This window comes from Erwinia sp. B116, from assembly GCF_002865965.1.
Taxonomy (GTDB): Bacteria; Pseudomonadota; Gammaproteobacteria; order Enterobacterales; family Enterobacteriaceae; genus Erwinia.
The window spans coordinates 1-13,468 of the sequence record NZ_JRZZ01000066.1 but is presented as its reverse complement, the minus strand read 5'-3'; the positions used below and the strand labels follow the sequence as shown (position 1 = coordinate 13,468).

13 protein-coding genes are annotated in these 13,468 nt (G+C 60.1%); 11 read left to right on the top strand and 2 right to left on the bottom strand.

The genetic code is table 11. The features are described 5' to 3' along the window. The coding region (panM, locus tag NV64_RS21945; protein WP_101506783.1) for an aspartate 1-decarboxylase autocleavage activator PanM at positions 1–399 on the bottom strand (399 nt) is incomplete at its 3' end. A 414-nt stretch (positions 400–813) separates the two neighbouring features. On the opposite strand from panM, the gene NV64_RS21940 reads away from it, so the two are divergent. The 10 genes from NV64_RS21940 to ugpQ all read left to right on the top strand — a co-directional run bounded on the left by NV64_RS21940 (position 814) and on the right by ugpQ (position 10,950). Beyond that, positions 814–1,929 carry a branched-chain amino acid ABC transporter substrate-binding protein gene (locus NV64_RS21940; protein WP_056232640.1) on the top strand — a complete coding sequence of 372 codons (1,116 nt, stop codon included), beginning with the start codon at positions 814–816 and terminating at the stop codon, positions 1,927–1,929. Positions 1,930–2,071: 142 nt separating this feature from the next. Further along, the gene (gene livH, locus NV64_RS21935; protein WP_056232638.1) at positions 2,072–2,998 is read left to right on the top strand and encodes a high-affinity branched-chain amino acid ABC transporter permease LivH; all 927 of its coding nucleotides are present in this window, start codon (positions 2,072–2,074) and stop codon (positions 2,996–2,998) included. After that, positions 2,995–4,269: a high-affinity branched-chain amino acid ABC transporter permease LivM gene (locus NV64_RS21930; protein WP_101506782.1), complete on the top strand. Its 1,275-nt coding sequence runs from the start codon at positions 2,995–2,997 to the stop codon at positions 4,267–4,269. Before livH ends, NV64_RS21930 begins: the two co-directional genes overlap by 4 nt. Continuing rightward, positions 4,266–5,030, top strand: a complete 765-nt coding sequence (gene livG / locus NV64_RS21925) for a high-affinity branched-chain amino acid ABC transporter ATP-binding protein LivG (protein WP_101506781.1) — start codon at positions 4,266–4,268, stop codon at positions 5,028–5,030. The genes NV64_RS21930 and livG overlap by 4 nt, the downstream gene beginning before the upstream one ends. 1 nt (position 5,031) lies before the next feature. Further along, a complete protein-coding gene (livF, locus tag NV64_RS21920) occupies positions 5,032–5,745 on the top strand; it encodes a high-affinity branched-chain amino acid ABC transporter ATP-binding protein LivF (RefSeq protein WP_101506780.1) in 714 nt (237 codons plus the stop codon). Between the two features lie 270 nt (positions 5,746–6,015). Further along, positions 6,016–7,332, top strand: a complete 1,317-nt coding sequence (ugpB, locus tag NV64_RS21915; RefSeq protein ID WP_101506779.1) for a sn-glycerol-3-phosphate ABC transporter substrate-binding protein UgpB — start codon at positions 6,016–6,018, stop codon at positions 7,330–7,332. 75 nt (positions 7,333–7,407) lie between these two features. Then, positions 7,408–8,295 (top strand): sn-glycerol-3-phosphate ABC transporter permease UgpA, encoded by an 888-nt coding sequence (gene ugpA / locus NV64_RS21910; RefSeq protein ID WP_056232627.1) that lies wholly within the window; start codon positions 7,408–7,410, stop codon positions 8,293–8,295. Next, the gene (gene ugpE, locus NV64_RS21905; RefSeq protein WP_056232625.1) at positions 8,292–9,137 is read left to right on the top strand and encodes a sn-glycerol-3-phosphate ABC transporter permease UgpE; all 846 of its coding nucleotides are present in this window, start codon (positions 8,292–8,294) and stop codon (positions 9,135–9,137) included. The genes ugpA and ugpE overlap by 4 nt, the downstream gene beginning before the upstream one ends. Positions 9,138–9,140: 3 nt before the next feature. Continuing rightward, the gene (locus tag NV64_RS21900) at positions 9,141–10,211 is read left to right on the top strand and encodes a sn-glycerol-3-phosphate import ATP-binding protein UgpC (RefSeq protein ID WP_056232622.1); all 1,071 of its coding nucleotides are present in this window, start codon (positions 9,141–9,143) and stop codon (positions 10,209–10,211) included. A gap of 1 nt (position 10,212) precedes the next feature. After that, complete coding sequence (gene ugpQ, locus NV64_RS21895) at positions 10,213–10,950, top strand: glycerophosphodiester phosphodiesterase (protein WP_101506778.1); 738 nt, start codon at positions 10,213–10,215, stop codon at positions 10,948–10,950. A gap of 104 nt (positions 10,951–11,054) precedes the next feature. Here the strand turns inward: ugpQ and NV64_RS21890 are convergent, their stop codons facing one another. After that, positions 11,055–11,348, bottom strand: a complete 294-nt coding sequence (locus NV64_RS21890) for a DUF2756 domain-containing protein (RefSeq protein WP_056232799.1) — start codon at positions 11,346–11,348, stop codon at positions 11,055–11,057. 161 nt (positions 11,349–11,509) lie between these two features. On the opposite strand from NV64_RS21890, the gene ggt reads away from it, so the two are divergent. After that, entirely contained in the window at positions 11,510–13,258 is a 1,749-nt protein-coding gene (gene ggt / locus NV64_RS21885; RefSeq protein WP_056232620.1) for a gamma-glutamyltransferase, read from the top strand. Positions 13,259–13,468: the final 210 nt, after the last annotated feature.

The following is a 13,468-nucleotide window of genomic DNA, read 5'->3' as shown; positions in this document are numbered from 1 at the left end:
TAAGCCGTTGCACGTCTTCCGCCAGCCATCAGCACCGGGGGTAAAGCCTGCTGCCTGCATAAAGGCGGAAATTACCTCCGGGTCTGATGAACCATCCTGCGCCACCCACCACCGTGTAACCTGCGGGTTATGCGCCAGCACCTCTTCCAGCAGGTAGAGCCCGACGCCTCGCCGGCGGGTCACTTCGCGGACTTCCAGCTGCGTCAGCCGCCCGTGTGCACCGTCGATCCCGACCTGCACCGCCGCCAGCAGCCGATCGTTAAATTTTGCCGCATAGAGCAGCCGCTCGCTGCTCAGCTGTTGCACCAGCGGGTTGAGTTCGGCCCGGGGCCAGATTTTGCCCAGATCGATATAGTCCTGGGCAGAGAGCTGTTGCAGGCGGATGACGGAAAGTTTCATCAAATGAATCCATACGGGGGAAAGGCATATTGTAGCGAAGTCGACCATACTCAGTGCGATAAGATTTTTGCGCAAAAACGAGGCGATCGGTGCCTGATTTGTGCAGTATCCAGGGTAATCCGGTCTCTGGTTGCGTTCTGACCAGCATAATATCCTGGATTGTTGTCTGAAATGCCACCGTTCATGCCAGTTAATTGTTCTGGCAATCCCACCATTTACTGAATATGTCGGTTGATTTACAGCAGAATATTCCTGTTTAATAACCTGAAATTTAAAGCGTTATTCATAAAAACTGTCGGGAATTGGCCTAACTCTTTCTTACTCAAAGCGTTTTCGCAGATTCACCGGCAAATAATACCCGAAGTCCGCACGCTGCGGATGAAGGGAGCAACCACAACAGATGGGGTAGTTCGGATGAAAATCAGTAAAGGTCGCGCGTTGCTGGCTGGCTGTATGGCCCTGGCATTAAGCCACGCTGCATCAGCAGCAGATATCAAAGTCGCTATCGTCGGTGCCATGTCCGGCCCGGTGGCGCAGTATGGTGATATGGAGTTTACCGGAGCCAAACAGGCGATTGCTGACATCAATGCCAAAGGCGGCGTTAACGGCAATAAGCTGGTCGGCGTGGAGTACGATGACGCCTGCGATCCAAAACAGGCGGTCGCGGTCGCCAACAAGGTGATCAACGACGGCATCCGTTATGTGATCGGCCATCTGTGCTCCTCCTCTACCCAGCCGGCATCAGACATCTATGAAGATGAAGGCGTGATCATGATTACCCCGGCGGCCACCGCACCGGACCTGACCACCCGTGGCTACAAGCTGATTATGCGCACCACCGGCCTGGACTCCGATCAGGGCCCGACCGCCGCGAACTATATTCTCAGCGCGATCAAACCGCAGCGCATTGCGGTGATCCACGACAAGCAGCAGTACGGTGAAGGCCTGGCGCGATCCGTGCAGGAGAGCCTGAAAAAATCCGGCGGCAACGTGGTGCTGTTTGAAGGCGTCACCGCCGGTGATAAAGACTTCTCCACCCTGGTGGCGCGTCTGAAGAAAGAGAACATCGATTTCGTCTACTTCGGCGGCTACTATCCGGAGATGGGCCAGATCCTGCGCCAGGCGCGTGCGGCCGGCCTGAAAACCCAGTTTATGGGTCCGGAAGGCGTGGGTAACTCCTCACTGTCTAACATTGCCGGTGCGGCTTCTGAAGGTATGCTGGTGACGCTGCCGAAGCGTTACGATCAGGTGCCTGCCAACAAAGCCATCGTTGATGCGCTGAAGGCGAAGAAACTGGACCCAACCGGCCCGTTCGTCTGGACCACCTACGCGGCGCTGCAGTCGCTGGCGGCCGGTATGGAACGCAGCAAGAGTGAGGAGCCGGCAGACATCGTTAAGAACCTGAAAGAGGGTGCCGCTGTTCCAACCGTGATGGGCGACCTGAACTGGAACGCGCAGGGCGACCTGAAAGGCTTTGAGTTCGGTATCTTCCAGTGGCACGCCGACGGTTCATCCACCGCGGTGAAATAAACCGCCGGTTCCGGCCCGCTGGGGATTGGTCAGCGCGCCGGATCGCGCTGGTCGCATCCAACTGGCCTGCGACAATAACGCCTGGCAGGCTTTGCCAGGCGTTGATGTATTCAGCGCAGGACAATTTGTAAGGTATTAAGGTATGTCTGAGCAGTTTCTCTATTTCCTGCAGCAAATGTTCAACGGCGTGACGTTGGGCAGTACGTATGCACTGATCGCCATCGGCTACACCATGGTCTACGGCATTATCGGCATGATTAACTTTGCCCACGGCGAAGTCTATATGATCGGCAGCTACGTCTCGTTTATCGTTATCGCCGCGCTGATGATGGTCGGTATCGACGTCAGCTGGGTGCTGATCGGTGCGGGCTTTGTCGTTGCGGTGGTGATTGCCTCCTGCTACGGCTGGAGCATTGAGCGCGTGGCCTACCGGCCGGTGCGCTCCTCCAAGCGCCTGATCGCGCTGATCTCCGCCATCGGGATGTCGATCTTCCTGCAAAACTACGTCAGCCTGACCCAGGGCTCGCGCGACCTCGCGCTGCCAAGCCTGGTGACCGGGCAGTGGACGCTGGGTGAAAGCAACGGCTTTGCCGCCACTATCTCCACCATGCAGATCGTCATCTGGGCGGTGACCTTCCTGTCGATGCTGGCGCTGACGCTGTTTATCCGCTATTCCCGCATGGGCCGCGCCTGCCGCGCCTGTGCTGAAGACCTGAAGATGGCCAGCCTGCTGGGCATTAACACCGACCGGGTGATCTCGCTGACCTTTGTGATTGGCGCGGCGATGGCCGCGGTGGCGGGCGTGCTGCTCGGCCAGTTCTACGGCGTGATCAACCCCTATATCGGCTTTATGGCCGGCATGAAGGCGTTTACCGCCGCGGTACTCGGCGGCATCGGCAGCATTCCGGGGGCGATGGTCGGTGGCCTGATCCTCGGCATCGCCGAAGCGCTGACCTCGGCCTACCTGAGCACTGAATATAAAGACGTGGTCTCCTTTGCGCTGCTGATCGTGGTGCTGCTGGTGATGCCGACCGGTATCCTTGGCCGCCCGGAGGTTGAGAAAGTATGAAGAAGCTCAACCTGGTTAATGCGTTTGTCTCAGCCCTGATGCTGCTGGTGCTGGCCGCGTTCTTTATGGGTATGCGGCTCAACCTCGACGGCACGCGTCTGGTGGTCAGCAACGCCGGTGAGGTGCGCTGGAACTGGATCGCCGTCGGCTGTGGCGTGGTGTTTCTGTTTCAGATGCTGCGCCCGCTGGTGCAGAGCGGCCTGAAAAAAGTCAGCGGCCCGTCGCTGGTGCTGCCCGGCATTGACGGTTCCACGACGAAGCAGAAGCTGTTTCTGCTGGCGCTGATCGTTGCGGCGGCCGCGTGGCCGTTCCTGGTGTCGCGCGGTACGGTGGATATCGCCACCCTGACGCTGATCTACGTGATGCTCGGCCTCGGCCTGAACGTGGTGGTCGGGCTGTCCGGCCTGCTGGTGCTCGGCTACGGCGGCTTCTACGCCATCGGTGCCTACACCTTCGCGCTGCTCAACCACTATTACGGTCTTGGCTTCTGGCAGTCGCTGCCGCTGGCCGGGCTGGTGGCCGCCGGCTTTGGCCTGCTGCTCGGCTTCCCGGTGCTGCGCCTGCGCGGGGATTACCTGGCGATTGTGACGCTCGGCTTCGGTGAAATCGTGCGTATCCTGCTGCTCAACAACACTGAAATCACCGGTGGCCCGAACGGTATCAGCCAGATCCCGAAACCGTCGTTCTTTGGTCTGGAGTTTGGCCGCACCGCACGCGAAGGCGGCTGGGGCACCTTCCACGAGTTCTTTGGCCTGAAGTATGACCCGGGCGACCGCATTATCTTCCTCTATCTGGTGGCGCTGCTGCTGGTGGTCGTCACCCTGTTTGTGATTAACCGTCTGCTGCGTATGCCGCTGGGCCGCGCCTGGGAAGCGCTGCGTGAAGATGAGATTGCCTGCCGTTCGCTGGGCCTCAGCCCGACGCGCATCAAGCTGACCGCCTTCACCATCAGCGCCGCCTTTGCCGGGTTTGCCGGCTGTCTGTTTGCCGCGCGTCAGGGCTTTGTCAGCCCGGAGTCCTTCACCTTTGCCGAGTCAGCGTTTGTGCTGGCCATCGTGGTGCTGGGCGGGATGGGCTCGCAGTTTGCGGTGATCCTCGCGGCAATTTTGCTGGTGGTTTCGCGCGAGCTGATGCGTGACCTCAATGAGTACAGCATGCTGGTGCTCGGGGGGCTGATGGTGCTGATGATGATCTGGCGTCCGCAGGGTCTGCTGCCGATGAAACGTCCGCACCTGAAGTTGAAGTCAGCGGAAAAAGGAGAGCAGGCATGAAGCCTTTGTTAGCAGTCAACGGCCTGATGATGCGCTTCGGCGGTCTGCTGGCGGTAAATAACGTTGAGCTGGAGCTGCGCCCGCAGGAGATCGTTTCGCTGATCGGCCCGAACGGCGCCGGTAAAACCACGGTGTTTAACTGCCTGACCGGTTTCTATAAGCCAACCGGTGGCTCGATTATGCTGGGTGACAAACAGCTGGCCGGCCTGCCTGGCCAGCAGATCGCCCGTATGGGCATCGTGCGTACCTTCCAGCACGTGCGCCTGTTCCGCGAGATGACGGTGATTGAAAACCTGCTGGTTGCCCAGCATCAGCACCTGCAGAGCGGAGTGTTCTCCGGCCTGCTGAAAACCCCGGCCTTCCGCCGGGCGGAAAGCGAGGCGCTGGATCGTGCCGCCACCTGGCTGAAGCGCGTCGGGCTGCTGGAGCTGGCCAACCGCCAGGCCGGCAACCTCGCCTACGGCCAGCAGCGCCGGCTGGAGATCGCCCGCTGTATGGTGACCCGTCCGGAAATTCTGATGCTGGATGAACCGGCGGCCGGTCTTAACCCGAAAGAGACCCACGAGCTGGACGAGCTGATCGCCGAACTGCGCGGGGAACATAAGGTCTCGGTACTGTTGATTGAACACGATATGAAACTGGTGATGGGCATTTCCGATCGCATCTACGTGGTGAACCAGGGCACGCCGCTGGCCAACGGCACGCCGGACGAGATCCGCAATAACCCGGACGTGATCCGCGCTTACCTCGGGGAGGCTTAAGATGAGTAACCCAATGCTGTCCCTGAACAATATCAGCACCCACTACGGTAAAATCCAGGCGCTGCACAACGTCAGCCTGCACATCAATCAGGGCGAAATCGTCACCCTGATCGGGGCCAACGGGGCGGGGAAAACCACCATCCTCGGCACCCTGTGCGGCGAACCGCGTGCTACCCAGGGCACCATCACCTTCGACGGCAAGGATATTACCGACTGGCAGACGGCGCGGATTATGCGCGAAGCGATCGCCATCGTGCCGGAAGGGCGCCGCGTGTTTTCACGCATGACGGTGGAAGAGAACCTGGCGATGGGCGGTTTCTTTGCCGAGCGCCAGCAGTATCAGCAGCGCATTAAGCGCGTTTACGAACTGTTTCCGCGCCTGTGGGAGCGTCGCGTGCAGCGTGCCGGCACCATGTCCGGCGGCGAGCAGCAGATGCTGGCGATTGGCCGTGCGCTGATGAGCCAGCCGCGCCTGCTGCTGCTGGACGAACCCTCGCTGGGGCTGGCACCGATCATCATTCAGCAGATTTTCGATACCATCGAACAGCTGCGTCAGGAAGGCATGACCATTTTCCTCGTGGAGCAGAATGCTAACCAGGCGCTGAAGCTGGCCGACCGTGGCTACGTGCTCGAAAACGGTCACGTGGTGCTCGAAGACACCGGTGACGCGCTGCTGGCCAATGAGGCGGTGCGCAGCGCCTACCTTGGCGGCTAACTGACTGCGGGCAGCCGCTCTGGCTGCCCCTTTTTGTGCCGATCGTGCGCACATCTTCGTTTTAATTCTGTGATCGTCCTCTCTCCGCTATTGCGTAAAGTTGTTACTCTCGTCCCAGTTTTGTAGTCCCACGCCGACTTTCCCGTCATCCGCCCGTCACATTTCTGACATATATCTATTATTAATCTGTCATTCAGCCGTGGCATGTTACTTGCCGACTCACACAGTGCGCGGAATCGCGCATCATTAAAACGGGCACAGGAAACCGATATGTCATCTACCGCATTCCGTCGTACCGCACTCAGCCTCGTGCTGGGTCTGACCTTTAGCGGCAGCGCACTGGCTGCTACCGAAATTCCGTTCTGGCACTCGATGGAAGGCGAGCTGGGCGTTGAGGTGGACTCACTGGCTAAGCGTTTTAATGAAACGCACCCGGATTACAAAATCGTACCGGCCTACAAGGGCAACTACGAGCAGAGCCTGGCCGCCGGCATCGCCGCCGTGCGCACCGGCAAAGCCCCGGCGCTGCTGCAGGTGTACGAAGTGGGTACGGCAACCATGATGGCCTCAAAAGCGATTGTGCCGGTGCACGAGGTGTTTAAAAATGCCGGCATCGCTATGGATGCGAAGCAGTTCGTACCGGCGGTGGCGGGTTACTACAGCGACAGCAACGGCCAGCTGATTTCTCAGCCGTTCAACAGCTCCACTCCGGTGCTGTACTACAACAAAGATGCCTTCAAAAAAGCCGGCCTGAACCCGGACCAGCCGCCAAAAACCTGGCAGGAGCTGGCGAAAGACACCGACGCGCTGCGTAAAGCGGGCATGAGCTGCGGCTACGCCAGCGGCTGGCAGGGCTGGATCCAGATTGAGAACTTCAGCGCCTGGCACGGTCTGCCGGTGGCGACCAAAAACAACGGCTTCGACGGTACCGACGCGGTGCTTGAGTTCAACAAGCCGGTGCAGGTGCGCCATATCCAGCTGCTGGAGGATCTGAACAAGAAGGGTGATTTCACCTACTTCGGCCGTAAAGACGAGTCGACGTCCAAGTTCTATAACGGCGACTGCGCTATCACCACCGCCTCGTCCGGTTCGCTGGCCGACATCCGCAAGTATGCCAAATTCAACTTCGGCGTCGGTATGATGCCGTACGATGAGACCGTACCGAACGCGCCGCAGAACGCCATTATCGGCGGAGCCAGCCTGTGGGTGATGAAGGGCAAAGACGCGGCGACCTACAAGGGCGCGGCCGAGTTTATGCAGTTCCTGGCTACCCCGGAAATCGCCGCCGAGTGGCACCAGAAAACCGGCTACCTGCCGATCACTACCGCCGCCTATGAGCTGACCAAACAGCAGGGCTTCTACGACAAGAACCCGGGTGCCGATACCGCCACCCGTCAGATGCTGAACAAAGATCCGCTGCCGTTCACCAAAGGCATGCGTCTGGGCAATATGCCGCAGATCCGTACCATCGTGGACGAAGAGCTGGAAGGCGTATGGACCGGCAAGCAGACCCCGCAGGCTGCGCTGGATAACGCCGTGAAGCGTGGTAATGAGCTGCTGCGCCGTTTCGAACAGCAGACGAAGTAAGTATTCGCTGGGGCCGGAGCAATCCGGCTAACGGGCGGCAGCAATGCCGCCCGATGTGCTTTTCGGAGTTCAACTATGTCCCAACCCCGTCCCGTTTTCCGCACCAGCGCGCTACCCTATCTGTTAGTGCTGCCGCAGCTGCTGATTACCGCGATCTTCTTTCTCTGGCCGGCCGGCGAGGCGCTGTGGTACTCGCTGCAGAACCTCGATCCGTTCGGCATCTCCAGCACCTTCGTCGGGCTGGAGAACTTTAAACGGCTGTTCAGCGACCCGTACTACCTTGAGTCCTTCTGGACCACCATCAAGTTCAGCGGGCTGGTTACCGTCTGCGGTATGACCTTCTCGCTGCTGCTGGCGGCGCTGGTCGATCACGTCGTACGGCTGAAAAAACTCTACCAGACCCTGCTGCTGCTGCCCTATGCGGTGGCACCGGTGGTGGCGGCGGTATTGTGGATGTTCCTGTTTAACCCCGGCCTCGGCCTGTTCAGCCACCTGCTGAACCAGTGGGGCTACAACTGGAACTACGCGCAGAACAGCGGCCAGGCGATGTTTCTGATCGTTCTGGCGTCGATCTGGCAGCAGATGAGCTACAACTTCCTGTTCTTCTTCGCCGCGCTGCAGTCGATCCCGAAATCGCTGGTGGAAGCCGCCGCTATCGACGGTGCCGGTCCGGTACGGCGTTTCTTCTGCCTGTCGCTGCCGCTGATTACCCCGGTGAGCTTCTTCCTGCTGGTGATTAACCTGGTCTACGCCTTCTTCGACACCTTCCCGGTGATCGATGCCGCCACCGGCGGCGGTCCGGTGCAGGCCACCACCACGCTGATCTACAAAATTTACCGTGAAGGCTTTGCCGGCCTCGATCTCTCCTCGTCTGCGGCGCAGTCGGTGGTGCTGATGCTGCTGGTGATCGTGCTGACGGTGATTCAGTTCCGCTTTGTTGAGCGTAAGGTGCGTTACCAATGATTGAGAACCGACGCGGGCTGGATATCTTCAGCCACACGCTGCTGATCTTAGGCGTGCTGACCATCCTGTTTCCGCTCTACGTGGCCTTTGTCGCCGCGACGCTGGACAACGACGCGGTATATCAGGTGCCGATGACGCTGATCCCGGGCAGCCACCTGTGGGAGAATATCAGTAAGATCTGGGTGCACGGGGTGAACGGCAACGGCCCGGCATTCAGTATGATGATGCTGAACAGCCTGCTGATGGCGCTGGCGATCACCGTCGGCAAAATCAGCGTTTCGATTCTCTCCGCCTTTGCGCTGGTGTGGTATCGCTTCCCGCTGCGTAACCTGTTCTTCTGGATGATCTTCGTCACTCTGATGCTGCCGGTGGAAGTGCGTATCTTCCCTACCGTGCAGGTGATCGCCGACCTGAATATGCTCGACAGCTACAGCGGCCTGACCCTGCCGCTGATGGCCTCGGCCACCGCCACCTTCCTGTTCCGCCAGTTCTTTATGTCGCTGCCGGATGAGCTGATGGAGGCAGCACGCATTGACGGCGCCAGCGCGCTGCGCTTCTTCCGCGACATCGTGCTGCCATTGTCAAAAACCAACCTGGCGGCGCTGTTTGTCATCACCTTTATCTACGGCTGGAACCAGTATCTGTGGCCGCTGCTGGTGGTGGACAGCGCCTCGCTGAGCACCGCCGTGGCGGGGATTAAAAGCATGATTAATACCAGCGGGTCGCCGACCCAGTGGAATGAAGTGATGGCAGCAATGCTGCTGACGTTGATCCCGCCGGTGATCATTGTTCTGGTTATGCAGCGCGCCTTTGTGCGTGGTCTGGTTGAGAGTGAGAAATAACGTATGGCAGGGGTAAGACTTCAGGCAGTAACCAAATCCTATGACGGCAAAATTCAGATCATTCAGCCGCTGGACGTCACCATCCAGGACGGCGAGTTTATGGTGATGGTCGGGCCGTCCGGCTGTGGCAAATCGACGCTGCTGCGCATGGTCGCCGGGCTGGAGCGGGTGACCAGCGGCGATATCTGGATTGATTCGCGACGGGTCACCGATGAAGAGCCGAAAGATCGCGGCATCGCGATGGTGTTTCAGAACTACGCGCTCTATCCGCATATGAGCGTGGAAGAGAATATGGCCTGGGGGCTGAAGATCCGCGGCATGGGCAAGGCGCAGATCCGCGAGAAAGTGCTGGAAGCCGCGCGCAGCCTTGAGCTGGAGGCACTGCTGCAGCGCCGCCCGCGCGAGCTGTCCGGCGGCCAGCGCCAGCGCGTGGCGATGGGGCGTGCCATCGTGCGTGAACCGGCGGTATTCCTGTTTGATGAGCCGTTATCCAACCTTGACGCCCGCCTGCGGGTGCAGATGCGCCTTGAGCTGCAGCAGCTGCACCGCCGCCTGAACACCACCAGCCTGTACGTGACCCACGATCAGGTTGAAGCAATGACCCTTGCCCAGCGGGTGATGGTGATGAACAAAGGCGTGCTGGAGCAGCTGGGCACGCCGGTGGAGATCTACGAGCGCCCGGCCACCCGATTTGTCGCCAGCTTTATCGGCGCCCCGGCGATGAACCTGCTGGACGGTCAGCTGAGCGATGACGGCCTGAGTTTTGCCCTTAAGGGCGGTTTCAGCCTGCCGCTGGGGTCGCTGGAGGCCAGTGCCGCCCGCCGGGCGTTGACCGTTGGGGTAAGGCCGGAGCATATTGACGTCTCAACGCAGCAGGAAGGCGGTATTCCGCTGGTGGTGGAAACGCTGGAGATGCTCGGTGCTGACAACCTGGCGCACGGCCGCTGGGGCAGCAGTAAAATGGTGGTACGCCTGCCGCACTCGGTGCGTCCGAAACCGGGGACTACACTGTGGCTTCGCCTGTCGCCGCAGTCGTGCCACTACTTTGACGCCAACGGACAACGGATAGAATGATATGAATAACTGGCCTTATCCTCCGATCGTCGCCCATCGCGGCGGCGGCAAGCTGGCTCCGGAGAACACGCTGGCAGCGATTGACCTCGGTGCCCGGCTCGGGCATCGGATGATTGAATTTGACGCCAAGCTGTCGCAGGACGGTGAAATTTTCCTGCTGCATGACGACACGCTGGACCGCACCAGCAACGGCTGGGGCATCGCCGGCGAGCTGCCGTGGGAAAAACTGCTGCAGCTCGATGCTGGCGAGTGGTTCAGCGGCGCGTTTGCCGGTGAGCGGCTACCGACGTTGTCGCAGGTCGCTGACCGCTGCCGTCAGCATCAGATCGCGGCGAATATCGAGATTAAGCCGACATCCGGCCACGACGTGATCACCGGCCGGGCGATTGCGCTGGCGGCACGCCAGCTGTGGCAGGGGCAGACGTTACCGCTGCTGTCATCCTTCTCATACCGCGCGCTGGAAGCGGCGATGGAGGCGGCACCGGAGCTGCCGCGCGGGCTGTTGCTTGACGAGTGGGATGAGAACTGGCCGGAGATGACCCGGGCGCTGGAGTGCGTATCCATTCACCTCAATCACAAGCTGCTGGATGCCGAACGGGTGGCGCTGCTGAAGCAGGCCGGGCTGCGTATTCTGGTCTATACCGTCAACAAACCGGAGCGGGCGCGCCAGCTGCTGCAGTGGGGCGTGGACGCCATCTGCACCGACCGCATTGATATTATTGCTGCGGATTTCGTCTGATACGGGCAACTGGCCTGGCAGACGCGATCTCTGGTGACGGCGGGTTTGCAGCCTGCTGCGTTATCTGTGCCGGGCAGGCTGCCCCCGTCGCGATCTGCCGCGAATCAATATTTGCCTGCGCCACCAGTCTGCTGCTGCCCCGGCTGGGATTTGATTACCCGCTGCGAGGCGCTGTCGCGCTGCTCCTGAATCTTACGCTGCAGATCCTGCTGCTGGCGTTGCTGATCCTGTTGCAGCTTCAGCTTCTGCTGCGACTGCTGATTCTGCATGCTTTGCTGCACGTTGCGGGTGCTCGGATTGTAGCCGGGCTGGTTCGGGTTATTGCTGTTGTTTAACATGTTCGCCATCCCGCTCAGCGGCACGACAGCGGCAAAAATCACTAACCATTTCGTTGTCATCTTCATTGGGATTCCTCCGTGTTACTCGCTTAATTTTATGTTATCCGCCGGGAAGAGGCTCCAGGAGTGCTCCTGAATTACGCTAATGTTCGCGAGACGTCCATTTATGTGCTTAGTTATCAATGGCAAACCCAACGTAAATAACATTAAAGGATGTAACAATGGACAGAAAAGTTAGCTTCAGGCGGCTGTCAGGGTCGTTGCTGGCCGGTTTACTGCTGTGGCAGGGGGCGGTGGCGGCACCGACCGCGCCGCCGGTTTCCTACGGCGTCAGCGCCGATACTTTTCACCCGGTGCGGGCGCAGCACGGCATGGTGGCCTCGGTAGATGCCACGGCGACTAACGTGGGGGTGAAGATTTTAGAGCAGGGCGGTAACGCGGTGGATGCGGCGGTGGCGGTGGGTTTTGCGCTGGCGGTGACGCACCCGCAGGCGGGTAATATCGGCGGCGGTGGCTTTATGATGCTGCGCACCGCGGCCGGTAACACCACCGCCATCGATTTCCGCGAGATGGCACCGGTGCGCGCCAGCCGCGACATGTTCCTCGGCGCAGACGGCAACGCCGACAGTAAAAAATCGCTGACCTCGCACCTGGCGTCCGGCGTGCCGGGCACGGTGGCCGGTTTTGCGCTGGCAAATAAAGAGTACGGTACGCTGCCGCTCAGCGCCCTGATTAAACCGGCGCTGGAGCTGGCGCGTCAGGGTATCGTGGTCAATGATTCGCTGGCCGATGACCTTAATTTGTACGGTAAAGAGGTGCTGCTTAACCACCCAAACAGTAAGGCGATCTTCTTTAAAGCGGACGGTACGCCGTATCTGAAAGGCGAAACGCTGGTGCAGAAGCGGCTGGCGCACAGCCTGGAGCTGATTGCAAAGCAGGGGCCGGACGCATTCTATAAGGGTGAGATTGCCGATCAGATCGCCGCAGAGATGGCGGAGCACGGCGGGCTGATTAGCAAGACTGACCTGGCGAATTATCGCGCGGTGGAGCGTAAGCCGGTCAGCGGCACCTATCGCGGCTACGAGGTGTTCTCAATGCCGCCGCCGTCTTCCGGCGGTATTCATATCGTGCAGATCCTCAATATCCTGGAAAACTTTGATCTGGCGAAGATGGGCTTTGGCAGCGCCGATGCGATTCAGGTGATGGCCGAGGCGGAGAAGTACGCCTATGCCGACCGTTCCGAGTACCTTGGCGATCCGGAGTTTGTAAAGGTGCCGACCCAGGCGCTGACCAGCAAGGCCTACGCTAAGTCGCTGGCGCAGCAGATCGATCTGGCGAAGGCGCGGCCGTCGTCTGAGATCAAGCCGGGCAAGCTGGCACCTTATGAGAGTGACCAGACCACCCACTTCTCGGTGGTGGATAAGGACGGCAACGCGGTGGCGGTGACCTATACGCTGAACACCAACTTCGGCAGCGGTATTGTGGCGGGTGACAGCGGCATTCTGCTGAACAATCAGATGGACGATTTCTCCGCCAAGCCGGGCACGCCGAACGTTTACGGGCTGGTCGGTGGGGAAGCCAACGCGGTGCAGCCGCATAAGCGTCCGCTGTCGTCGATGTCACCGACAATTGTGGCTAAAGACGGTAAGACCTGGCTGGTGACCGGCAGTCCGGGCGGCAGCCGTATTATCACGACCGTGCTGCAGATGGTGGTGAACAGCGTCGATTTCGGGATGAACGTGGCGGAAGCGACCAGCGCGCCGCGCTTCCATCATCAGTGGCTGCCGGATCAGCTGCGCGTGGAGAAGGGTTTTAGTCCGGATACGCTGAAGCTGCTGGCGGAGAAGGGGCAGAATGTGAAGGTGCAGTCGGCGATGGGCAGCACCCAGAGCATTATGCTGGGGCCGGACGGCACGCGTTACGGTGCGTCTGACCCGCGTACGCCGGATGATTTAACGGCGGGGTACTGACGGGCAGGGCGAGTCGCGTTGGGGCCAGGTGCCTGGCTGAGCACGGTGCGGCTTTGGGGCCGGGCCGCTGCGGGTTCGGGTGCCGGGCTTATCGGGGTGTGGCTTTGGGGCCGGGTCGCTGCGGGTTCGGGTGTCTGGCTTATCGGGGTGTGGCTTTGGGGCCGGGCCGCTGCGGGTTCGGGTGCCGGGCTTATCGGGGTGTGGCTTTGG